Origin of the sequence: Tabrizicola sp. YIM 78059, assembly GCF_004959785.1 — a bacterium.
In the GTDB taxonomy this organism is placed as follows: Bacteria; Pseudomonadota; Alphaproteobacteria; order Rhodobacterales; family Rhodobacteraceae; genus Tabrizicola; species Tabrizicola caldifontis.
On the sequence record NZ_SJZH01000007.1, the window covers coordinates 133,302 to 156,273 of the forward strand.

Sequence of the window (22,972 nt, forward strand, 5' to 3'; positions counted from 1 at the left end):
GAGCAGATGGCGACCCCGATGCCGACCGGCGCAAAGGCCATGGCCGCAGTCAGTTTTGCAGTCGTAGGCTGGCTGATTGCCAACGCCTATGTGCCGAACATGCCGGAGGCACAGTCTGTCGGCTTCTTCCGGGAACTGACGGGTCTGCTGGGGGCAATCGTCGGCTGGCGCGTGATGGGCCCGTCGGTCGGCAAGGGCTATCTCGAGGCAATTGGTTCGGGCTGGAAGACGGTGATCGTTCTGGTCTTCTTCGCGCTTCTGCTGTTCGGCATATACGAAATGCTGCAGCAATCGGTGCGGATGCGCTATGACGGGCCGATGGAGGCGATCATCGACGTCTTTCGCCGCATGATGGAGCGATCGCAGGCGCTGCTGTCGGTGGGCGTGATGGCAGTCATGGTCGTCGGTGGGGGCATCGCCGGGGTGCTGACCGAAAACGCAAACCGCCGCTGGCGCTGATGACGGGGCTACGGCTGAAGGGAGATCCCGAGCTCAGGGCGCTGGTCGGGACCGAGCCTGGGCGGGCCGAATACTATGCCGAAGTGATGGGGCTGGTCCCGGTTGCGGCCGCTGGCGGGTCGGTGCTGGACCTCGGCACGGGCGGGCCAGAGGCTTTGGCGCTGGCCCAGGCTGTCATGTCAGGCTTTGGTCAGATCCCGGCCGAGGTGATGCGGGGCAGGCTGGGTGCCTTGCGTGTCGCGGCAGCAGGCCGGGTTCGCGCCGCAGATGCGGCCGGGCGGATCCTGCGAACTGGCAGCGGTGAGGCAAGCGTCAGCGCCCGTCGTCATGTTCATGCCGGTTTCTTCGGTCTTGAGGTGCTTGAACTGACCCACCGCCGCTTCGACGGGTCCATGTGCCCGCCGATCCGGCGCGAACTCTTCGTCATGGGCGATGCGGTCACGGTGCTGCCTTATGATCCCCTGCGCGACAGGGTGCTTCTGGTGGAACAGTTCCGGGTCGGGCCACTGGGGCGTGGCGATCCGCTTCCCTGGCAGCTGGAGGCGATTGCGGGCCGCATCGATCCGGGCGAGACGCCCGAGGAGTGCGCAAGACGCGAGGCGGTGGAAGAGGCGGGCCTTGTGCTCGGCCGGTTGGAAAAGGTCGCCGACTACTACCCCTCGCCCGGCGCGGTCACCGAGTTCGTCTATTCCTTCATCGCGCTCTGCGACCTGCCGGACGGGGTGGCCGGGATCTTCGGCCAAGAGGACGAGGCCGAGGACATCCGGGGGCAACTCGTCCCTTTCGATCGGCTGATGGACGCAGTGGCAAAGGGCGAGATCGGCAATGCTCCCCTGATCCTGACGGCCCTCTGGCTCCAGCGCGAGAGGGCGCGGCTGCGGTCAGACGTAAGCTTGCGCAATGTCTGAAGATCGTCAGGGTGAAATCTGAAGTCATTGCGATTTCGGTTTCCGTCCCTGTGGCGGTGCAGCGCCCGCCATCCCCGCCGGTACGGGGACGGCATGGTGGACTTTCCGCCGCGGATCGGCCGGCGTTCAGGCATAGCCATGCCCGGCGCCGGGCACGGAACCCCTCGCAGCTCGGCTTCGTTTTCCCGTCATAGGCCCCGGCGAGAAGTGACGAAGCCATCGATCATCGACCCACCCTACAGGTTCAGGCTCACCCAGGCGCCATTCCGGGCCGATGACCGCACACAGGCATCGACGAAGGCCACGCCCTCAAGCCCTTCCTTGAGGCCGGGGAATGTGGTGCCCTCCGGCACCGGTTCGCCGGCCTTGGCGGCGCGGATGGCACGGGCGGCCTCGCTGTAGATGTTGGCGAAGCCTTCCAGATAGCCTTCCGGGTGGCCGGGCGGCACGCGGGTGACGCGCGCGGCCTCGGGCCCCGATCCAGCGCCGCCGCGCGTGATCCGGCGCTTTGGCTGGCCCAAGGGTGTGAACCACAGATAGTTCGGATCCTCCTGCGCCCATTCCAGCCCGCCCTTTGTTCCATAGATACGCAGCCGCAGCCCGTTTTCATTTCCGGGCGCAACCTGACTGCACCACAGCATGCCCTTGGCCCCCCCCTTGTAGCGCAGCAGCACATGGCCGTTGTCATCGACCCTGCGGCCTGGGACGAAGGCGGTCAGGTCGGCGGCAAGCTTGTGCAGTGTCAGCCCGGTCACGAAATTCGCCAGGTTGAAGGCATGCGTTCCGATGTCGCCAGTGGACCCGCCCGCGCCCGAGCGCGCCGGATCGGTGCGCCATTCGGCCTGCTTGTTGTTGACCGGTTCGGTCAGCCAGTCCTGCACGTATTCGACATTCACCACGCGCAGCTCGCCCAGTTCCCCGGCCGCGATCATCGCCTTGGCCTGCCGGATCATCGGGTAGCCCGTGTAGTTGTGGGTCAGCGCGAAGACGACGCCAGAGTCTTCGGCCGCCTTCGCCAGCTTCTTCGCCTCGGCCAGCGTTGCGGTCAGCGGCTTGTCGCAGATCACATGGATCCCGCGCTTGAGGAACTGCATCGCCACGGGGGCGTGCATGTGGTTGGGCGTCACGATCGCGACCACGTCGATCCCATCCTTGCGCCGGGCCTCCTTCGCGGCCATCTCGGCAAAGCTCGTGTAGGCGCGCGGCACGCCCAGGTCGGCGGCCGAGGCAAGCGCCTTTTCCGGGTTCGACGAAAAGGCACCGGCGACCAGCTCGTACTGGTCGTCGATCCGCGCGGCGATGCGATGGACCGCGCCGATGAAGGCGTCGCGTCCCCCGCCAACCATGCCAAGGCGCAGACGTTCGGGGCGGGCGGTATGGGCGGCGTCGATGGGCATGTCTCTCCCTCTGTCCTTCTTCCGTTCGCAAATATCCCACAGGGGGTGCGGGGGGAGTGAAACCCCCCGCCTCCACGCTCAGTCGCCAAGCCCCAGCATTCGCCGGTTGGCGGCGCGGTCGGTGCCGGCGCCGGCGAAATCGTCGAAGGCCTTCTCGGTCACCCGGATGATGTGCGCATCGACGAAGGCCGCACCTTCCCGGGCGCCGTCTTCGGGGTGCTTCAGGCAGCATTCCCATTCGACCACGGCCCAGCCATCGAAGCCATACTGCGTCAGTTTCGAGAAGATGCCACCGAAATCCACCTGCCCGTCGCCCGGGGACCTGAAGCGCCCGGCACGGTTCACCCAGGACTGGAACCCGCCATAAACGCCCTGCCGGCCGGTCGGGTTCAGCTCGGCATCCTTGACATGGAACATCTTGATCCGGTCGTGGTAGATGTCGATATGTTCAAGATAATCAAGATGTTGCAGGACATAATGGCTTGGGTCGTACAGCATGTTGGCGCGGGCATGCCCCTTCACCCTGTCCAGAAACATCTCGTAGCTGACGCCGTCGTGCAGATCCTCGCCGGGGTGAATCTCGTAGCAGATATCCACGCCGCAGTCCTCGGCATGGTTCAGGATCGGCAGCCAGCGGCGGGCAAGTTCGTCGAAGGCTTCCTCGACCAGCCCCGCGGGGCGCTGCGGCCAGGGGTAGAGATAGGGCCACGCCAGCGCACCAGAGAAAGTCGCGTGGGCGGTGATGCCAAGGTTGCGGCTTGCGTTAAGCGCCTTTTTCACCTGGTCCACCGCCCATTCGGCCCGGGCCTTCGGGTTGCCGCGCACCGATGGTGCCGCAAAGCCGTCAAATGCCTTGTCATAGGCCGGATGTACCGCAACCAGCTGGCCCTGCAGATGGGTGGAAAGTTCCGTCACCTGAAGCCCGGCCTCGGCTGCAATACCCTTGAATTCGTCGCAGTAATCCTTTGACACGGCGGCCTTTTCCAGATCGAACAGCCGGCCGTCCCAGCTGGGCACCTGCACGCCGACATAACCGCAGTCGGCCGCCCAGGCGGTGATCGACGTCCACGAATTGAACGGCGCAGCATCGCCCGCAAACTGGGCAAGGAACAGGGCAGGGCCCTTGATCGTCTTCATGGTATACCTCCCTTTCGGGGGCCGGGCCCCCATTCCACCCTTTCGGGCATTTCAAGCCCTTGTCGGTCCGCAAGGGTCCGTTTCTCGATTGTTGCCACAAGGGCCCGGGCCAGGAAATCCCCGGCACGGCCCACGTCCTCGCGGACGATCAGGATGTCGCGGTGGAAGCGACGCAGGATCGGGATGACCTCTTTCGCCACGACGTCGAAATCCCGCCCAAGCACACGACCCGTCGGCTCGGCACCCGCGATGACTGCCATCGCGGCGGTGGTCGAACCTACTACAAGCCCTTCCGGCGGGTCCGGTTCGGCAAGGCGGCGGGTGACTTCCTCCTCGATCGCGTCTCCAGCGCTGTCCGAGGTGACACGCTCGGCCAGCTCGAAGGGCGGGCACAGAAGGGCGGCCTTGTCGGAAAAGCCGCAGGTCATGTGCCGGGCATAGAGATGCGAGCGGGGTGGGGCGACCAGCATCAGCCGCCGCCTGCCGCGCTGGGACGGCGTGCGTATCGCAAGGCAACTAAAGGCTTCGTTGTCAAAGTCGAAATAGGGGTTATCAAGGCACATGTCCGTCCGGCCGTGGGTCGTGACGGGAAAGCCGTGTTCGGTCATGTAGCGGATCGGGTCCATCGGGTCCTGATCGGGGAAATGGGGCATGACGACCATGTGGTAGGCCGTGCCGCGCAGCCCATCGGCGATGGAACAGATCAGCCTCGAGGTATGGTTCATCACGTCTGCCTTCGTCGAAAGGGCCAGGGCGATGACATCGGTCTTGCCCGTGCGCAGGCGCTCACTGACGCAGTTCGGGAGGTAGCCCAATAGTTCGGCAGTCTCTTGCACGCGCCGCTTGGTGTTTTCCCCGATATCAGGCGCATCCCTCAGCGCGCTGCTGACCGTCACGACGGTCAGGCCGGTCGCGGCGGCGATGGCCTTCAGCGTGGGGCGTTCAGGCTCCGCAGCGGGGGCTGCAATACCTGCCGGATCAGGCGGCATGGTCACGGCCGACATCCGGCGCTTTGGCGGCTGACGGACGCCCGGCCCAGCTCAACGGGTGCGACCCGCAGGCGTTCGCCGGCCGTTCTGTTCCAGAGGTCGCTCGCGGATTCTGCCGGGTAACTGCCTTGCATCCAGGCGCTGCGCGGTGGTCGCGGCGCAGGTCTGCTTCCAGGCGGCTGTCGGTGCGATTCCATTGGTGAATGAAATCTTGGACCTCTAGGGCCGACAAGCGGAAAGTTCCGCTGACCGAGCGACTGAAATGTTCCAGCTGATGGCCATAACGATTAAGCGCGAAAATTAAGACATGAAGCGGACGAGGCTGACGGCCTTGCTGTCCGCGTCGGTTCCGTGCTGGTCTCGGCCTTCGAAGCAGGCAGGGGCCACTGCCTGAACCTGGCAATCGCAGGAGGCGGCCGAAGCTCGCCTTGCGCATGAATATCATGGCGGTGGCGGGGCCAGGCGACTGCCTGAAATCGGGTGAGGCAGGCAAGGTTGTGATTCTGACCACAACCTGAGCCGCCCTCCCGCGCTTTCGCCGCATGAGGCGCCGCGCGCTGGTGATCCTGCAGAGCCTGTCCGGGCGCCTCCTTGCCGGGCGGAGGCATCCCGCGGTTCCCTTGCCAGCGCTACCGTAAGTTCGGGGAAAGCTGGAAGGCCGGAGATCCGCCTCTAAGGGGCCGACGACATCAGCCCCGGCCTTCGCATGCCATGCGGTTGTACCGGATCACCGAGGCTGCCAGCCGGTAAGCCGGCGGATGGTGGCGCCTGCTGCGTCGGACCAGCCGGCTGGATGTGCGGGTGAAAGGTCTGCTGCTGCGGCATGAAGATGCCCTGCCTGCACCATGACCACGGGATTTGATCACATCTTGATCCCGCGGAATCAGGCGTCATAAAGGGAGAAAGTAAGAGGTAACCCCGATGGATGCGGACAACCGGAAGATACCCAGCCACGAGGTCACCTACGCGCGGCTGCGCGACATGATCCTTTTCGGTCATCTGGCGCCGGGGGCCCCGGTCACGATCCAGGGGCTGATCGCCGATCTGGGCGCCGGCATGACCCCCGTGCGCGAGGCGATCCGGCGGCTGACGGCGGAGGGCGCGCTGCTGCCCCAGGGCAACCGCCGCGTGGCCGTACCGGAACTGTCGGCTGACCTTCTGGACCAGGTGGCCTTTGCCCGCCTTGCCATCGAGTCGAGACTGGCAGAACTGGCGTGCGCTCGCCTGACACCTGCGCAGATCGACCGGCTCGAGGCGATCGACGGGAAGGTGAACCGCGCGATCGAGGCCGGGAACCTGCCCGACTATCTCGCGGCGAACCATGCCTTCCACTTCGCCCTTTACGAGGCTGCCGAGGCCCCCGTCCTGCTGGACCTTGCCCGTTCGCTCTGGCTGCGGGCGGGACCGTCCCTGCGCGCCGTGATCGACCGCTACGGCCGAGAGGCGGCCCCGGACCTGCACCGCGAGGCCATCGCCGCGATGCGTGCGCGCGATGCGACCGCACTGGCCAAGGCCATCGAGCGGGACATCCAGCAGGGTGTCGATCATGTGCGTCAGGCCCTGACCGAGGCGCCCTGAACCGCAGGCGCGAAAGCGGGCGCATTGGCAGGCGCAAGCCGTTTGTCTCGCCTCTCAGCCTTCGGCTGAACCGGCTCGGCAGTCGGGGTGCCACCCCGGGCCGCCGGAAGTATTTGTGAGAGGAGCAGATGTTCTTGCTCTTTTCCAAATATTCTCAGGGGGTTAGGGGGCAGAATGCCTGCGAGGCCGAGAAGGAGGGCGAAGGCCCGACGACGAGAGGAAAGGGGAGCGCGGAACGCGCACGATCAATTTGATCAAATTTCTTGAAGCGCCGCGCATTTGATCATATCCTGCATTCAAGTCGGGGCCTTGCGCCCTGCCGATTCCAAGAGGGCCGCGTAATGAACATGATCACCAACCACCTGCCGACCGCCGAGCTTCAGCGCCTGGACGCGGCCCACCACTTTCATCCCTTCACCGACAAGGCGGGGTTGGCGGCAAAGGGCGCGCGGGTGATCACGCGCGGCGAGGGCGTCTGGCTGACCGACAGCGAGGGCCACCGCATCATCGACGGCATGGCGGGCCTGTGGTGCGTGAACATCGGCTACGGGCGCAAGGAACTGGCCCGCGTGGCGGCCAAGCAGATGGAAGAGCTGGCCTATTACAACACCTTCTTCCAGACGACCCACGTGCCGGCGATTGCGCTTGCGGCCGAGATCGCGAAGCTTGCGCCGGGCGATCTGAACCATGTGTTCTTCGCCAGCTCGGGGTCCGAGGCGAACGACACCAACATCCGCCTCGTCCGCCGCTACTGGGATGTGATGGGCAAGCCCTGGCGGCGCATCATCATCGCGCGCTGGAACGGCTATCACGGCTCGACCATGGGCGGCGGCAGCCTTGGGGGCATGAAGCCGATCCATGCCCATGGCGGCAAGATCGACGGGATCGAGCACATCGACCAGCCCTACTGGTGGGGCGAGGGCGGCGACATGACCGAGGACGAGTTCGGCTATGTCCGCGCCCAGGAACTGGAGCGGAAGATCCTCGAGGTCGGGCCCGACAACGTGGCCGCCTTCATCGGCGAGCCGATCCAGGGCGCGGGCGGCGTGATCGTGCCGCCCAAGACCTACTGGCCGGAAATCCAGCGCATCTGCGACAAGTATGGCATCCTGCTGATCGCTGACGAGGTCATCACCGGCTTCGGGCGCACCGGCAACTGGTTCGGGTCGCAGACCTTCAACATCAAGCCGCACATCATGACCATCGCCAAGGGCCTGTCCTCGGGCTATGCCCCGATCGGCGGCAGCATCGTCTGCGACGAGGTGGCGAATGTCGTGGGTAGTGCGGGCGAGTTCTTCCACGGCTACACCTATTCCGGCCATCCGGTGTCCTGCGCGGTCGCGCTGGAAAACCTGCGCATCATGCAGGACGAAAAGATCATCGAGCATGTCCGTGACGTGGCACACCCCTATCTGAAGGAGCGCTGGGAAGCCCTGGTCGATCACCCGATGGTGGGCGAGGCGAAGCTGGTCGGACTGATGGGTTCGATCGCGCTGACGCCGGACAAGGAAAAGCGGGCGAAGTTCGCTTCCGAGCCCGGGACGGTGGGCTTCCGTACCCGGGAGCGCTGCTTTGCCAACGACCTGATCATGCGCCATGTCGGCGACCGCATGATCATCTCGCCTCCGCTGGTCATCACCCCTGCCGAGATCGACATCCTGATCGAGCGGGCGCGGAAAAGCCTGGACGAAAGCTATGCCAGCCTGAAGGCAGAAGGGATGTTCGTCGCGGCCTGACAAGGCTGCGGCGCCGGTGACGCCCGCTCCTCGCCTGTTTCCTGTTTCCGAATAAGAACGCGACTGCGGATTTGCACTCTGCGCCCTCGCGCGTCATGCTGTAGCGAAGGGGAGGGCACCGCGATGTGCTGGGGCATGGAAGTCACGGCCGGCATGGCGGCCGTGGGCGTGGCTGCGGCGGCCTTCACGGCACGGCGCGCCGACCCGGCGGCGGTGCCGCTGACACTTCTGTATTTTGCGGCCATGGAGGGGCTGCAACTGGCTGGCTATCTGGTGATCGACCAGTGCGGAACACCGGCGAACCGGGCGGTCACGGCCCTGTCCATGCTGCACATCGTGCTGCAGCCTGTCGTGCTGAATGCCTTCATGCTGGCCTGGCTTGCCCCGGGAATCGCCCACGGCACACGACGCCGGGTGATGGCTCTGGCGGTGCTGTTCTCGGTGCTGATGCTGGTCCAGATGGTGCCTTGGCCCGGTCTTGACCGTTGCACGACCGGCCAGCCGCTGTGTGGCGAGGTGCTGTGCACCATGAGCGGCAACTGGCATCTGGCCTGGACCTTGCCCTACAGCGACATCTTCGGCGGCCCCGACCGCTGGCTGGGCACCAACTTCGGCTTTCCGGCATATGTGCTGGCGATCTTTGTCATGCCGTTGTTCTACGGCCTTTGGCGGTTTGCCCTGTTTCACGCGCTGGTCGGGCCGGTAGCGGCGAACCTTCTGACAGACAATCCGAACGAGGCGCCGGCAATCTGGTGTCTTGTGTCCATCCTTATCCTGGGCATCGTCCTTCTGCCGGGTGCAAGGCGCTTCTTCGGCGCCGATCCTGCTGCCGCGGCTTGAGTTTGCCGGGCGGCGCCCCTAAACCTTGGAAACCAAGGAAGGACCGCCAACATGCGCATTCATCAGGATCTGGCCGACACGATCGGAAACACGCCGCTGCTGAAGCTGAGGAAGGCTTCCGAAATCACCGGCTGCACGATCCTGGGCAAGGCCGAGTTCATGAACCCCGGCCAGTCGGTCAAGGACCGGGCGGCGCTTTACATCATCCGCGATGCAGTGGCGAAGGGGCACCTGAAGCCGGGCGGCACGATCGTCGAGGGGACGGCGGGGAATACCGGGATCGGCCTTGCTCTGGTGGGGGCCAGCATGGGCTTCCGCACGGTGATCGTGATCCCGGAAACGCAAAGTCAGGAAAAGAAGGACATGCTTCGGCTGGCCGGGGCGGAACTGGTGCAGGTGCCTGCCGCGCCCTACCGGAACCCCAACAACTATGTCCGTTACTCGGGCCGGCTGGCCGAGGCCCTGGCCAAGACCGAGCCCAACGGCGCGATCTGGGCAAACCAGTTCGACAACGTGGCGAACCGCCAGGCGCATATCGAGACAACCGGACCCGAGATCTGGGAACAGACCGGCGGCAAGGTGGACGGTTTCATCTGCGCCGTGGGTTCGGGAGGAACGCTTGCGGGCGTGGCCGCCGCCCTGCAGCCGAAGGGGGTGAAGATCGGGCTTGCCGACCCGGAGGGGGCAGCGCTGCACAGCTACTATACGACCGGCAAGCTGGAAGCGCCCGGTTCCTCGATCACCGAAGGCATCGGACAGGGTCGGATCACTGCAAACCTTGAAGGGTTCAGGCCCGATTTCAGCTACCGCATCCCCGACAGCGAGGCGCTGCCGATCATCTTCGACCTGCTGATGGAAGAGGGTCTGTGCATGGGCGGATCCACCGGCATCAACATCGCCGGTGCAATCCGCATGGCGCGCGAGATGGGACCTGGCAAGACCATCGTCACCATCCTGTGCGACTATGGCAGCCGCTACCAGTCGAAGATCTACAATCCGACCTTCCTGCGTGAAAAGGGCCTGCCGGTGCCGGGCTGGCTGGATCGTCCGGCCCGGCCGCTTCCGGCCGTGTTCGAGGACGCATGAGGCAGGCCCTTCAGGCGCTTTTCCTGGCGCTGGCACTCATCCTGCCCGTCGGGGCGGTGCTGGCGCAGACCTCTCCCAGCGCGATCCCCATTACCGGGGTCGAGACGGCGCTGGACGGTACAGACCTGAATTATGACGACTGGGAACGCACCGCCGCCAGGGCCGAGGCCGAGATTGCCGAACGCCGCACCTCGGACCAAAGGCTGGAGGAAATCCGCGGCCAGCTGGCCAAGTGGCGCTCGGCCCTGCTGACGGCACAGAACGCCAATTCCTCGCGCATCGCCACCTTGCGCGAGCAGATCGCCGCGCTGGGCCCGGCACCAGCCGAGGGCGAGACCGAGGCGGACGAGATTTCTCGCCGCCGGCAGGAACTGGCCGCGCAGCTGGTCAAGGCCCAGGCCCCGGGGATCGCGGCGGAAGAAGCCTACCGCCGCGCGGACGGCCTGATCCGCGAGATTGACCGCATCCTGCGCGATCGCCAGGCCGACCAGCTGTTGCAGCTCTGGCCCTCTCCGGTGAACCCGGGCATCTGGCCCGAGGCGGCGATCGGCCTGTCTGACACGCTTCTTCGACTATGGGACGAGGTCGCGACAGCCTGGGCTGATCGCGAGGCACGGGCGCATCTTTACGACAATCTGCCGCTGATCCTTGTTCTGCTGATCGTGGCCGCGGCCCTGGTGGTCTATGTTCGCCGCTGGGTCGAACGCTTTGCCGAACACCTGCAGGCCGGTGCTTCGGTGCGCGGCCGCAAGGTCTGGTCCCTGCTGGCTTCGCTGGGCGAGATCATCCTGCCCACTCTGGGGACGATTGCCCTGTCCCGGGCGCTGGTTGCCAGCAACCTTCTTGGAGAGATCGGCCTGTCCATCACGCAGGCCCTGCCGGTCATGGGGTTCGTCGTCTTCGGGGCGGCCTGGCTGGGGGCGCGTGCCTTTCCCCGGGTGCAGGGCGAGGGTGCGGTTCTGCCGATGCCGCCGGAAAACCGGGCCGAGGGACGGTTCCTGGCAGTGCTTATGGGCCTGACCCTGGCGGCCGAAATGCTTCGTTCGGCCGCGATGGATGCTCAGGCCTATTCCGATGCGACGACGGCGGTGATGTCCTTCCCGATCCTGGTCGCAGGCGGATTGATCCTGATACGGATGGGGCGCCTGCTCAGACAGGCGAGGGATGTCGACGAGCGCAGCTATGTGCTGCGCCTTCTGCTGCTGTTCGCCCGAGGGCTGACCGTCATCGGCCTAGTCGGGCCTGTGCTTGCGGGATTCGGCTATGTGCAGGCTGCGACAGCGATGATCTATCCGGCGATGCTCTCGCTGGCGCTGGTGGCTCTTCTCTTCATATTGCAGCGTCTGATCGGCGATGTATGGGCGCTGATCGTGAAGGCAGACGAACAGGCAAGCGACGCGCTGGTGCCTGTTCTGGCAGGCTTCGTGATGTCGCTTGCCTCGCTGCCAGTCTTTGCGCTGATCTGGGGCGCACGGTTTTCTGACCTGACCGAGCTATGGACCCGGTTCACCGAAGGATTCCAACTGGGTGATACGCGGATATCGCCTACAGACTTCATGATCTTCGCCGCGATCTTCCTGATCGGCTACATGCTGACACGGCTGTTCCAGGGCGCGTTGCGCACCACGATCCTGCCCAAGACCAGCATGGATTCCGGCGGCCAGACTGCTCTGGTCGCGGGCGTCGGCTATGTCGGCATCTTCCTGTCGGCGCTGATCGCGATCAACTCGGCCGGGATCGACCTGTCGGGCCTGGCCATCGTTGCGGGTGCCCTGTCGGTCGGTATCGGTTTCGGTCTGCAGCAGATCGTGTCGAATTTCATCTCGGGCATCATCCTGCTGGTCGAGCGTCCGGTAAGTGAAGGCGACTGGATCGAGGTTGGCGGCGTCCAGGGGCGGGTGCGGGCGATCAGTGTGCGATCCACGCGGATTGAAACCTTCGACCGCAATGACGTGATCGTGCCGAACGCCGACCTGATCACCGGGCAGGTTACGAACTGGACGCGCTTCAACCTGTCGGGGCGGCTGATCGTGCCGGTGGGTGTGGCCTTCGGGTCCGATACCCGCAAGGTCGAACGCATCCTGCGAGAGATTGCCGAAGCGCAGCCGCTGGCCGTGCTGAACCCGCCGCCCATGGTGGTGCTGATGGGCTTTGGCACCGATGCGATCCAGTTCGAGATCCGGCTTATCCTGCGCGACGTGAACTTTTCGCTGTCGGTGCGCAGCGAGATCAACCATCAGATCGTCGAACGCTTTGCGCAGGAGGGTATCGAGATTCCCTTCGCCCAGACCGACGTGTCGCTGCGCAACATCGACGAGATCACGCAGGCGCTCATGGTGCTGCGTGGCGAGACGCCGCCCGGCAAGCCCTCTGCGCCCGTCCTGCCCGAGCCGCAGGCAGAAGCGCCCAGGATGCCCCCCGAGCCGCCTAAGGACGACAGCGGATGACGACCGAACTTCTGTTTCGCACCGACCCCTATCTGCAAGCCGCCGATGCCCGGATTGTGGATCATACGCCCGAGGGCGGTCTTGTGGTGGACCGGTCGGTCTTCTACCCGACGGGCGGCGGCCAGCCCGGTGACAGCGGCGTGCTGGACTGGGACGGAGGCCGGATGACAATTGCGACCACGCTGAGGGCCGAGGGTGGCCGCGTGGTACTGGTTCCGGCCGAGGCCATGCCGATGCCGCCCATCGGCGCGCCGGTGCGGATGCTGCTGGACTGGACCCGCCGCCATCGCCACATGCGTGTCCATACCGCCCTTCACCTTCTGTCGGTGGTGATCCCCCTTCCGGTGACCGGAGGGCAGATCGGCGCCGACCGCGGGCGGCTGGACTTCGACATGCCTGATCCGCCCGGCGATCCGTCAGTGATCGAGGGCGTACTGAACAGCCTGATCGCCCGCGACCTGCCCGTGACCGAGGACTGGATCACGGACGAGGAGCTGGAGGCTAACCCCGGGCTGGTCAAGACCATGTCGGTCCGCCCGCCGATGGGACAGGGCCGCGTGCGGCTGATCCGCATCGGCGCAGGCGTGGACCAGATCGATCTGCAACCCTGCGGTGGCACCCATGTCGCCAGCACGGCCGAAATCGGGCGCGTGACGATTGGCAAGATCGAGAACAAGGGACGCCAGAACCGGCGCGTTTCGATCCATCTGGCCGACTAGGCTGCCCGTCGTCGAAATGTAGCCTGAGGCCCATCCGGGCATCACAGGCCTTGGCCAGCTTTCCTCCGGACCCATCATCTGCGGAAGGAAATCCACGACTGTCCTTGCCGGTCCTGGCGCAGCGCCGGACCGTGCGGGTCTTCCTGCCCACTGCGACTGGCTGCATTGGACCCCACGCGATCTTCACCTTCAGCATTTGGTAGAGGCACTGGTGCTGGATGGCGACCGGTTTGGGCTGGCAGGGATCGCCAGCCGCAATGGCAAGCCCGTCGTCACCCTCGGGAAGCGGCGAGTCCGCGCTCCTGCACCTGATTGCCGGGCTGGAAGAGGTCATGGCGGGCGAGATCGCCATCGCGGGGCAGGTGGTGAACCACCTCGAACCGCGCGAACGCGGCTGCGCCATGGTATTCCATGGCCACGCCCTCATCCACACGTGGCGGTGGGGGAAGACATCGGCCATGCGCTGAAAGTCGCGGGGGTGCCGAGGGTCTAACGCGAGGCTCCGGGGTGGCGGCGACGGCGGCCTCGGTCGGGCGGCCAAGGCCGCATCCAGGCAGGTGCATCTTTTCGATGCGCAGACCGGACAGCGGATCGAACCCGCCATCTCGCCGATGCATCCTGTCTTGGGGGCCTGACGGCGATCGGCGCGGTAGCCGGAAACCGCTGACGCGCCGCCAGCTCAGCTTTGCAGGACATAGCTGCCCGGCGCCTGTGCAAGGACGGGCAGGCCCACCCCGGCAGCACCGGTTTCTGGCGGCGGCACCATCTCGCCAGAATGTGCGTCCAGCCATGCCGCCCATTCCGGCCACCAAGAGCCGGGCTTCGGATCGTGAAGTTCCAGCCATGCGTCAGGGCCCATGTAGTGCCCGCCGGCCGGTCGGTGGCCGATCCGGTAGTGCCGTCCCCTGTGGCCGGGCTCAGACAGGATGCCGCCGTTGTGGCCGCCCTTGGTCAGAACGAAGGTCAGGTCGCAATCGGTGAAGAGCGCAGTCTTGTAGACCGATTTCCACGGGGCGATATGGTCGGTTTCGGTTCCCACGACGAACATCGGCACGTCGATGTCCTTCAGCGCGATCACCTTGCCCTCGACGGCAAACCTTCCGGCCGAGATGCGGTTTTCCAGAAAGATCCCGCGCAGGTATTCCGAATGCATCCGTGCGGGCATCCGGGTCGTGTCGTTGACCCAGACACCGATGTCTGTTGGCAGATCGGGTTCGCCAAGCCAATAGCGGCGCACCGCGCGCGACCAGATCAGATCTTCTGACCGGATGGCTGCGAAGGCGCCCGACATCTGCGGCCGGTCGAGGTAGCCCTGCGACCACATCATGTCTTCCAGGAACGCAACCTGGCTTTCGTCGAGGAACAGCAGAAGCTCTCCGGCTTCCGCGAAATCGACCTGCGCGGCCAGAAGCGTGACCGAGGCCAGCCGGTCGTCGCCATCCCGCGCCATGGTGGCCGCTGCGATGGCCAGCAGCGTGCCGCCAAGGCAATAGCCGTTGGCATGGACCTTCTGCCCCGGAACGATGCTGTTGATCACCGAAAGCGCCTGCATGATCCCCTGTCGCCTATAGTCTTCCAGCGACAGATCCGCCTGTTCGGCCGTCGGGTTGCACCACGAGATGCAGAAGACCGTGTATCCCTGACTGACCAGCCAGCGAATGAAGGAATTTTCCGGTGACAGGTCGAGGATGTAGTATTTCATGATCCAGGCCGGGACGATCAGCACCGGCTCTGCCCGTACGGTTTCGGTCGTGGGGGAATACTGTATCAGTTCCATCAGGTCATTGCGGAACACCACCGCACCGGGGGTGGTGGCCAGACGCTTGCCCAGGGCGAATTCGTCAGGGACCGGCCGATGCTCCTGTGCAAGGACATGGAAGGCGTCGTCGATGAAATGCGCTGCACCTTCCAGAAGGTTGCGGCCCCCGCTCTTTATGGTTTTCTCGATGATTTCGGGATTGCCGAGCGGAAAGTTCGCGGGCGAGACCGTGTCCAGCATCTGGCGGATCATGAAGCCCGCGCGTTCGGCGTTCTGCCGCCTGAGACCAGGCAGCGGTGCGGTGGCGGCATGCCACCAGTCCTGCACGCCCAGAAATCCCTGCTGCCACAGCGCATAGGGTTTCCTGTCCCAGCCTTCATGCAGCCATCGCGTATCGTGGGGCCCCGGAAGGAAGGGCTTTTCCTGTGTCTGCCCCAGCATCCCCGACATGGCGAACCGCGCCAGCTTCAGCCAGTTTGTCCCGGCCCTTTCCGCAAGTTCCAGCTGTCGGCCCGGCGCGCGCATCAGGTGCATGGCCCAGTCAGCCCAGGCATCGATCATGGCATGCGGCGAAAGCCCCGCCGTCATGGGTGCGATGCTGGCCATCACGCCCCGGTCAAGGGCTGCGTGGCGGTGCTGGTCCGGTTCGGTGCGCGCGGGCTGCGGGTCCGGCGGGATTACCGCGGGAAGGTGAGATGCCTTTTCCGGCGAAGCCTTGGAGCGGGTGCGGTTGGGTCTGCGGGTCATGCGGCCTGGGCCTCTGGCTTGAGCAGCGGCGGAAAGTCCGCCGGGGTAATCGTTTCCCGCTCCAGAAGCAGCCTTGCGCCTGCCTCCAGATCGGCCTTCGAAGCCTTGAGCAGCGCAAGCGCCCGGTCATAGGCCTGTTTCAGAAGGTCGCGCACGGCCAGATCGACTTCGCGGGCCGTGGCCTCGGAATGGTCGCGCGGGGTGAAGCTGAGGCGGTCCTCGCCCAGAAAACCGCTGCGGTCCTGTTCCAGTACGGCCTGGCCCAGGGCTTCGTGCATCCCGAAGCGCGTGACGATCTGCTTGCCGATATCGGTGGCGCGCACCAGATCGTCCGCCGCGCCGGTCGAAACCTCGGCAAAGCGGATCTGTTCCGCCGCGCGACCGGCCAGCAGCATGACCATGCGGTTTTCCAGCTCCGAACGGGTGATGAGAAAGCGGTCTTCGGTCGGCCTGGTCATAGTGTAACCCAGCGCCCCGATCGTGCGCGGGATGATCGACACCTTGTGAACCGGGTCCGCGCCGGGCAGCTGCGCCGCGGCAAGGGCGTGGCCCATTTCGTGCCAGGCGACGGTCTCGCGCTCGCGCGGGTTCAGAAGCCGGCCCTTCCGTTCCATCCCCGCGACGACCCGTTCCAGTGCTGCGGTGATGTCGGCCATGGTAACAGTGTCGCCGCCACGCCGCGTGGCCTGGATCGCGGCCTCGTTCACCAGATTGGCCAGTTCCGCCCCGGTGAATCCCGGCGTCAGCCCGGCCACCGCATCAACGTCCAGGGCGGGATCTACTGCAACCTTGCGCAGATGTACCCGCAGGATTGCGGCCCGGCCGGTCTTGTCGGGGCGGTCCACCACGACCTGCCGGTCGAAGCGGCCCGCGCGCATCAGCGCAGGATCTAGGATCTCCGGCCGGTTGGTCGCAGCCAGCAGAACGATCCCTTCGCGCGGGTCAAAGCCGTCAAGTTCGGCGAGAAGCTGGTTCAGCGTCTGCTCCTTCTCGTCGTTGCCGCCGCCGAAACCGCCGATGGTGCGGCGGCGGCCCATGGCGTCCAGCTCGTCGATGAAGATGATGCAAGGTGCAGCCTTGCGGGCCTGATCGAACAGATCGCGCACCCGCGCTGCGCCGACGCCCACGAACATTTCCACGAATTCGCTGCCCGAAATGGAAAAGAACGGCACCCCGGCCTCGCCCGCGATGGCGCGGGCGAACAGGGTCTTGCCGGTGCCGGGCGGGCCGGTCAGCAGGATGCCCTTCGGAATGCGCGCGCCAAGTCGGCCGAACTTCTTCGGCTCCTTCAGGAAATCCACGATTTCCTTCAGCTCGGCCTTGGCTTCGTCCACGCCGGCCACATCATCGAAGGTGACGCCGGTGTTGCGTTCCACATACACCTTCGCGCGGGACTTGCCGACGCTCATCATGCCGCCCATGCCCTGCCGTTCGATGGCCCCGCGCAGGAAGAAGCTCCACAGGGCGAAGATCAGGATCATGGGCAGAAGCCAGGAAAGAAGGTTCGACAGGAAGGTGTTCTGCACCGTGCCGTCGAATTCGACCCTCGATCGCTCCAGCCGTTCGGTCAGGTCCGGCGGCACGATATTGGTTATGAAGTGCGTGTTGCCGTCGATCGGGTTGACATATCGGCCCTCGATCTCTTCTGCGCGCACGGTCACCTGGTCGATCTTGCCGGATTCAAGATAGGTCAGGAACGTGCTGTAGGGGATGCGCTGGGTGACCGAGGCCTGCGAAAGCCACGCTTGCACCATGAGAAGGCCGAAAAAGGCGACCACGAAATACCACAGGTGAAGCTGTTGCTTGCGGTCCATGCGTTCCATCATCCCGGCTGCGGCGGCACCTGGGTCAGGGTCCACTCTCCCGCCGTGTTTCGCAAGCGCAAGGATGGGCCCGCCTTGATTCAGGTCATGCACGCTGCCGAATGATGTCGATAGGCTGTGCTGCATTACCCGTCGCGGGCCGTCGGGCAAGGGGAGGGAATCCTTGCAACCGGTCGCCGCGTCAGTGACACTTGCCCCGGAGGGGATCGGTCGGACCTGGCCGCCTTTCCGAACGACTGGACGAGGCCGTTATGACGACAGCGCCCGGCGATCTGCCCGAAGACGCAATCCGGGCGATCTGTGCAGGATTTGGCAACGACCGGCACAGGATGCTGGACATCCTGCTTGGGGTGCAGGCCCGGCAGTGCTGGATTTCCCCCGCCGCGATGGAAACGATTGCCGCGGCGACCGGTCTGACGCGGATCGCGGTCGAGGGGGTGGCAAGTTTCTATTCCTTCCTGTCGCTGTCGCCGAAGGGCCGGGTGCCGATCCGGCTTTGCGACGATATCGTTGATCGTTTTGCCGGGCTGGATGCCGTGGCCGCGGCCTTCGAAGCGGAACTCGGCATCCGCGTCGGCCAGACGACACCGGACGGCGCAGTGTCGCTGGAGCTGACGCCCTGTATCGGGATGTGCGACCAGGCGCCCGCCGCGATGGTGGGCGATCTGGTGGCCACGCGGCTGACACCGGATCGGGCGCGGGCGCTTATGAGGGCACTGCGGCAGGGACTGTCGCCGACCGAGGCGCTGGTCGCGGATCACGACCGGCTGTCGCCGCTGGCGCGGGCGAAGGCGCAGGTTGAGGACAACATCCGGCAGGCGGGTGAGGTGCTGCTGGGTGCGGTGCCGCTAGACGCCGGGATCGCTGCGGCGCGGGCGATGACTCCTGCGGCGATCATCGACGCGGTCGAGACCAGTGGACTGCGCGGCTGCGGCGGGGCAGGGTTCACGACGGGGCGCAAGTGGCGGCTGGCGGCCAGCGCCCCCGACGATCACCGGGTGGTCATCTGCAACGCCGACGAAGGCGAGCCGGGGACGTTCAAGGACCGCGTCCTGCTGACCGACCGCGCCGACCTGGTCATCGAGGGGATGGCCATCTGTGCCCGGGCGATCGGGGGGCGCGAGGGCATCCTCTACCTGCGCGGGGAATATGTCTATCTGCGCGACCATTTGCAGGACGCTCTGGCCGTTGCCCGGGCGCGGGGCGTGCTGGGGGACGGCTTCGACATCCGCATACAGCTTGGCGCCGGGGCCTATGTGTGCGGTGAGGAGGGGGCGCTGATCTCCTCCTGCGAGGGGTTGCCGGGCGAGCCGAAGACCCGCCCGCCATTCCCGGTCACGCGCGGCTATCTGGGACACCCGACTGTGGTGAACAATGTCGAGACCTTCGCCCATGTCGCCCGCATACTGGATCGGGGGCCGGACTGGTTCAGGGCGATGGGAACGGACAAGAGCCGCGGGACCAAGCTTTTCTCCGTCTCGGGCGATTGCGCGCGGCCCGGGGTCTATGAACTGCCCTGGGGTCTGACCCTGCGCGAGCTTCTGGCGCTGGCAGGGGGCGAGGATGCGGCAGCGGTCCAGGTGGGCGGGCCGTCGGGCACGATGGTCGGCCGGGATGGGTTCGACCGGCGGCTGGGGTATGAGGATCTGGCGACCGGGGGCGCGGTGATCGTGTTCTCGCCCCGCCGCAACATCCTTGAGATCGTGGACTATTACCTGTCCTTCTTCGTGCATGAAAGCTGCGGCTATTGCACGCCCTGCCGGGTGGGCAACGTCTTCCTGAAGAAGGCGGTGGAAAAGTTCCGCAAGGGGCAGGCTGACGAGGCTGATATCGCCTATCTGAAGGAACTTTCGGCCACGATCATCGAGACCAGCCGCTGCGGGCTGGGCATGACATCGCCGAACCCCGTGCTGACCAGCCTGGAAAACCTGCCCCTGGTCTGGGCGGCGGTGACCAGGCCGCGCAAGGACGGGCTGAAGGCCACCTTCGACATCCAGGCCGCCATCGAAGGCGGCCGACGCATCGCCAGGCGGCGGTCCTATATCTTCGACAGGGATTTCAGCGAATGACCGATGCCTTCACCTTTCGCATCGACGGCGTGGATGTGCCGGCCCGGCTTGGCCAGACAATCATGGAGGCCGCAGATGCCGCAGGCATCTACATCCCGCGCCTTTGCGACCACGAAGGCCTGCGCCATCAGGGTGGCTGCCGGGTCTGCACGGTCAGGGCAGGGGGGCGCAGCGTGGCCGCCTGCACCCAGCCGGCCGAACCTGGTCTGGACGTCGAGAACGACACACCGGCCCGCAACCGCATCCGCCGCGATCTGGTGGAGATGCTGTTCCACGAGGGCAACCACCTGTGTCCGATCTGCGAGAAGAGCGGCAACTGCGAATTGCAGGCCATGGCCTACCGGCTTGAAATGACCCAGCCCACTCGCTTTCCCTGGCTGGAGCCCTGCCGCGCCCTGGATGCCTCGCACCCCGACATCGCGCTGGACACCAATCGCTGCATCTCATGCGGGCGCTGCATCCGCGCCAGCCAGGACATCGACGGCAAGGGTGTTTTCGGCTACGTCGGCCGCGGCATCCACCGGCGCGTCGCGGTGAACGGTCCGGACCTTGCCCACACCGGTGCGGCAGTGACGGATGCGGCGATGGCAGTCTGTCCCGTCGGCTGCATCATCCGCAAGGGCGAAGGGTTCAGCACGCCCATCGGCGAGCGTGCCTTCGATCACGGCCTGATCGGGCACGAGATCGAGGAGAAGCGGAAATGACCAGACCCCGCGTCGCCACGGTATCTCTTGCCGGATGCTTCGGTTGCCACATGGCCTTTCTCGACATGGACGAAAGGCTGGTGAAGCTGATGGCACGGGTCGAGTTCGACCGCTCGCCGCTGACCGACCTCAAGACCTTTACCCGTCGCTGCGACATCGGCATCATCGAGGGCGGCTGCTGTAACGAGGAAAACGTCCACACCCTGATCGAATTTCGCCGGAACTGTGATGTGCTGATCGCACTCGGCCAGTGCGCGATCATGGGGGGGCTGCCGGCGATGCGCAACGCGATCATGCATGCGGACGATCCGCTGCGGGAATGCCTCGAGGAGGCCTATCTGACCGGACCCTATCTGCGCAATCTGACTCGCCATGTCCCGAACGACCCCGCGCTGCCGCTGATCCTGGACAAGGTCTATCCCTGCTCCGACATTGTGGACATCGACATCCAGATCCCCGGCTGTGCGCCTTCGGGCGACATCATCTTCGACACGCTGACCGCCCTTCTGGACGGAACATTCCACGGCTTTGACCGGGCACGGCTGCGCTTCGACTAGAGAGGTGGTGATGACAGGAATCCGGTTGATCGAGATTTCGCCCGTTACCCGGGTGGAAGGCCACGGCAAGGTGACGATCCATCTGGACGCCGACGGCAACGTGGACGAGGCGCGGCTGCATATCGTCGAGTTCCGCGGTTTCGAACGCTTCATCCGTGGCCGGCTGATGTGGGAGGTGCCAGTCATCGTCCAGCGCCTTTGCGGCATCTGCCCGGTCAGCCACCACCTGGCCGCCGCCAAGGCGATGGACCAGATCGCAGGCGTGGACGTGCTGCCCCCCACGGCGGAAAAGATGCGCCGGCTGATGCATTACGGGCAGGTGATGCAAAGCCATGTCCTGCATTTCTTCCACCTTTCCGCACCGGACCTGCTGTTCGGCTTCGGCGCACCTGCGGAACGGCGCAACATATTCGAGGTGATCCGGGAAAATCCCACCCTTGGCCTGCGCGCCATCCAGATGCGCAAGTTCGGGCAAGAGATCATCGAGGCTACGGCGGGCAAGAAGATCCACGGCACCGGGGCGATCCCCGGCGGGATCAATCGCAATTTGCCTTTGGAAACCCGCGATCGCTTCCTGGCGCAGGTGGACGAGATGCTGGCCTGGGCACAGGACGCGCTGGCGCTGGCGCGCGGCTATGTGGAAGATCATGCCGCACTGGTGAAAGGTTTCGGCAACTTCGCCTCGAACCACATGTCCCTGGTGCGCGAGGGCGACGGAGCCCTGGACCTTTACCACGGTCGGCTGCGCGCGCTGGGCCCGCAAGGCACCCCGATCTTCGACATGGTGGACTACTGCGACTACCACAAGCACCTCATCGAGGATGTAAGGTCATGGTCCTACATGAAATTCCCCTTCATCCGCAGCCTTGGGGCCGAGGACGGATGGTATCGCGTCGGCCCCATGGCCCGGATGAACACGGCCAGCTTCATCGACACGCCGCTTGCCGATGCCGCCCATCAGGCGCTGCGGGCCTTCTCGGGCGGGCTGAACCATTCGACGCTCGCCAACCACTGGGCGCGAATGATCGAGGTGGTGCATTGCGTGGAAAAGATCCGCGAGCTTCTGCACGACCCCGACCTGCAGGGCACCGATCTGGTGGCCAAGGGCGAACGGCGCTTCGAAGGGATCGGCGTGATCGAGGCACCGCGCGGGAACCTCATCCACCATTACAAGGTGGACGAGCATGATCAGGTGACCTTCTGCAACCTCATCGTTTCGACGACGCACAACAATGAAGGCATGAACCGCGCGGTGAAGGCGGTGGCGGTGCAGCATCTGTCGGGCCAGCCGAAAATCACCGAAGGGATGCTGAACCACGTCGAGGTTGCGATCCGGGCCTATGACCCTTGTCTGTCCTGCGCCACCCATGCACTGGGGCAGATGCCGTTGCAGGTGGAACTCGTCGGGCCTGGGGGTGAGGTGATCGACCGGGCCGCGCAATGCCTTTAGCGGCCCGTGTCCTGCTGATCGGCTACGGCAATCCGGCGCGCGGCGACGATGGCCTCGGCCCCGCCCTGGCCGAGGCCATCGCAGAGCTGCATCTGCCCGGCGTCACGGTCGAGATCGATTATCAGCTGACCGTGGATCATGCCGCTCTGATCGCGGCGCATGATCTGGTGATCTTCGCTGATGCCGCAATGGATCTGGACGCCCCTTTCCGACTGACGCGTACCGGCACCACCCCAACTGCCACTCTAGGCAGTCATCAGGTCACGCCCGAGGTGGCCCTGCATCTTGCCGGGCTGCTGTTCGGGAAGGTTCCCCCGGCATTCACTCTCGCCATCGCGGGAACCGCATTCGGTGCGATCCGCGAAGGTCTGGGCCCCGAGGCTCGATGCCATTTGGGTCAGGCAGTGGCGGCGGTTCTGGAACTTCTGGGAAATTCTCCCGACGATCGACCGCAGGTCCGGGCAAAGGGCTTGTAAAGGCGCCATCAGTCGCACGCCTGGAAACGCATGGAGCGAGTCTGGCCGTTCAGGTGCCGAAGTCCCTTGCAAAGGGAAGTGCGACTTGGCA

General features: G+C 65.3%; 19 protein-coding genes. 14 read left to right on the forward strand and 5 right to left on the reverse strand.

Annotated features, from left to right (window positions below; translation table 11 throughout):
- Nucleotides 1–6 precede the first annotated feature (6 nt).
- Nucleotides 7–459, forward strand: coding sequence for a TrgA family protein (locus EZM81_RS11345; RefSeq protein ID WP_136645779.1), 453 nt, complete (start codon nucleotides 7–9; stop codon nucleotides 457–459).
- A complete protein-coding gene (locus EZM81_RS11350) occupies nucleotides 459–1,367 on the forward strand; it encodes an NUDIX domain-containing protein (RefSeq protein ID WP_136645780.1) in 909 nt (302 codons plus the stop codon). The genes EZM81_RS11345 and EZM81_RS11350 overlap by 1 nt, the downstream gene beginning before the upstream one ends.
- Before the next feature lie 236 nt (nucleotides 1,368–1,603).
- Here EZM81_RS11350 and EZM81_RS11355 read toward each other — a convergent pair whose 3' ends face one another.
- The 3 genes from EZM81_RS11355 to EZM81_RS11365 all read right to left on the reverse strand — a co-directional run bounded on the left by EZM81_RS11355 (nucleotide 1,604) and on the right by EZM81_RS11365 (nucleotide 4,905).
- Nucleotides 1,604–2,764 (reverse strand): Gfo/Idh/MocA family protein, encoded by a 1,161-nt coding sequence (locus tag EZM81_RS11355; RefSeq protein WP_248298202.1) that lies wholly within the window; start codon nucleotides 2,762–2,764, stop codon nucleotides 1,604–1,606.
- Between the two features lie 78 nt (nucleotides 2,765–2,842).
- Nucleotides 2,843–3,901 (reverse strand): sugar phosphate isomerase/epimerase, encoded by a 1,059-nt coding sequence (locus EZM81_RS11360; protein ID WP_135451016.1) that lies wholly within the window; start codon nucleotides 3,899–3,901, stop codon nucleotides 2,843–2,845.
- Entirely contained in the window at nucleotides 3,898–4,905 is a 1,008-nt protein-coding gene (locus EZM81_RS11365; protein WP_136645781.1) for a LacI family DNA-binding transcriptional regulator, read from the reverse strand. The genes EZM81_RS11360 and EZM81_RS11365 overlap by 4 nt, the downstream gene beginning before the upstream one ends.
- A gap of 906 nt (nucleotides 4,906–5,811) precedes the next feature.
- On the opposite strand from EZM81_RS11365, the gene EZM81_RS11370 reads away from it, so the two are divergent.
- From EZM81_RS11370 to EZM81_RS11400, 7 genes are all read left to right on the forward strand, one after another.
- Nucleotides 5,812–6,468, forward strand: coding sequence for a GntR family transcriptional regulator (locus EZM81_RS11370; protein ID WP_136645782.1), 657 nt, complete (start codon nucleotides 5,812–5,814; stop codon nucleotides 6,466–6,468).
- 341 nt (nucleotides 6,469–6,809) lie between these two features.
- Complete coding sequence (locus EZM81_RS11375; RefSeq protein WP_135451013.1) at nucleotides 6,810–8,204, forward strand: aspartate aminotransferase family protein; 1,395 nt, start codon at nucleotides 6,810–6,812, stop codon at nucleotides 8,202–8,204.
- A 135-nt stretch (nucleotides 8,205–8,339) separates the two neighbouring features.
- On the forward strand, nucleotides 8,340–9,044 hold the full coding sequence (locus EZM81_RS11380; RefSeq protein WP_248298203.1) for a DUF5765 domain-containing protein: 705 nt from the start codon (nucleotides 8,340–8,342) through the stop codon (nucleotides 9,042–9,044).
- A 51-nt stretch (nucleotides 9,045–9,095) separates the two neighbouring features.
- Complete coding sequence (locus tag EZM81_RS11385; RefSeq protein WP_135451012.1) at nucleotides 9,096–10,130, forward strand: cysteine synthase A; 1,035 nt, start codon at nucleotides 9,096–9,098, stop codon at nucleotides 10,128–10,130.
- Complete coding sequence (locus EZM81_RS11390) at nucleotides 10,127–12,577, forward strand: DUF3772 domain-containing protein (RefSeq protein WP_135451011.1); 2,451 nt, start codon at nucleotides 10,127–10,129, stop codon at nucleotides 12,575–12,577. Before EZM81_RS11385 ends, EZM81_RS11390 begins: the two co-directional genes overlap by 4 nt.
- Nucleotides 12,574–13,296, forward strand: a complete 723-nt coding sequence (locus EZM81_RS11395; RefSeq protein ID WP_136645783.1) for an alanyl-tRNA editing protein — start codon at nucleotides 12,574–12,576, stop codon at nucleotides 13,294–13,296. The genes EZM81_RS11390 and EZM81_RS11395 overlap by 4 nt, the downstream gene beginning before the upstream one ends.
- A 218-nt stretch (nucleotides 13,297–13,514) precedes the next feature.
- Nucleotides 13,515–13,763, forward strand: coding sequence for a hypothetical protein (locus EZM81_RS11400; RefSeq protein ID WP_169052356.1), 249 nt, complete (start codon nucleotides 13,515–13,517; stop codon nucleotides 13,761–13,763).
- Nucleotides 13,764–13,975: 212 nt separating this feature from the next.
- On the opposite strand, the gene EZM81_RS11405 is transcribed toward EZM81_RS11400, so the two are convergent.
- Together EZM81_RS11405 and ftsH are read right to left on the reverse strand one after the other, a co-directional pair.
- Nucleotides 13,976–15,802: an alpha/beta hydrolase gene (locus EZM81_RS11405; RefSeq protein WP_136645785.1), complete on the reverse strand. Its 1,827-nt coding sequence runs from the start codon at nucleotides 15,800–15,802 to the stop codon at nucleotides 13,976–13,978.
- Nucleotides 15,799–17,616, reverse strand: a complete 1,818-nt coding sequence (ftsH, locus tag EZM81_RS11410; RefSeq protein WP_136645804.1) for an ATP-dependent zinc metalloprotease FtsH — start codon at nucleotides 17,614–17,616, stop codon at nucleotides 15,799–15,801. Before ftsH ends, EZM81_RS11405 begins: the two co-directional genes overlap by 4 nt.
- Before the next feature lie 260 nt (nucleotides 17,617–17,876).
- Here ftsH and EZM81_RS11415 point away from each other — a divergent pair, with 260 nt between their 5' ends.
- Genes EZM81_RS11415 through EZM81_RS11435 form a run of 5 tightly spaced genes read left to right on the forward strand, consistent with a single transcriptional unit; the run spans nucleotide 17,877 to nucleotide 22,881 of the window.
- Nucleotides 17,877–19,694: an NAD(P)H-dependent oxidoreductase subunit E gene (locus EZM81_RS11415; RefSeq protein WP_136645786.1), complete on the forward strand. Its 1,818-nt coding sequence runs from the start codon at nucleotides 17,877–17,879 to the stop codon at nucleotides 19,692–19,694.
- The gene (locus EZM81_RS11420) at nucleotides 19,691–20,398 is read left to right on the forward strand and encodes a 2Fe-2S iron-sulfur cluster-binding protein (protein WP_136645787.1); all 708 of its coding nucleotides are present in this window, start codon (nucleotides 19,691–19,693) and stop codon (nucleotides 20,396–20,398) included. The genes EZM81_RS11415 and EZM81_RS11420 overlap by 4 nt, the downstream gene beginning before the upstream one ends.
- Nucleotides 20,395–20,955, forward strand: coding sequence for an NADP oxidoreductase (locus EZM81_RS11425; RefSeq protein WP_169052357.1), 561 nt, complete (start codon nucleotides 20,395–20,397; stop codon nucleotides 20,953–20,955). Before EZM81_RS11420 ends, EZM81_RS11425 begins: the two co-directional genes overlap by 4 nt.
- Before the next feature lie 10 nt (nucleotides 20,956–20,965).
- Nucleotides 20,966–22,405, forward strand: a complete 1,440-nt coding sequence (locus tag EZM81_RS11430) for a Ni/Fe hydrogenase subunit alpha (protein WP_136645788.1) — start codon at nucleotides 20,966–20,968, stop codon at nucleotides 22,403–22,405.
- The gene (locus EZM81_RS11435) at nucleotides 22,396–22,881 is read left to right on the forward strand and encodes a hydrogenase maturation protease (RefSeq protein ID WP_136645789.1); all 486 of its coding nucleotides are present in this window, start codon (nucleotides 22,396–22,398) and stop codon (nucleotides 22,879–22,881) included. The genes EZM81_RS11430 and EZM81_RS11435 overlap by 10 nt, the downstream gene beginning before the upstream one ends.
- Nucleotides 22,882–22,972 lie beyond the last annotated feature (91 nt).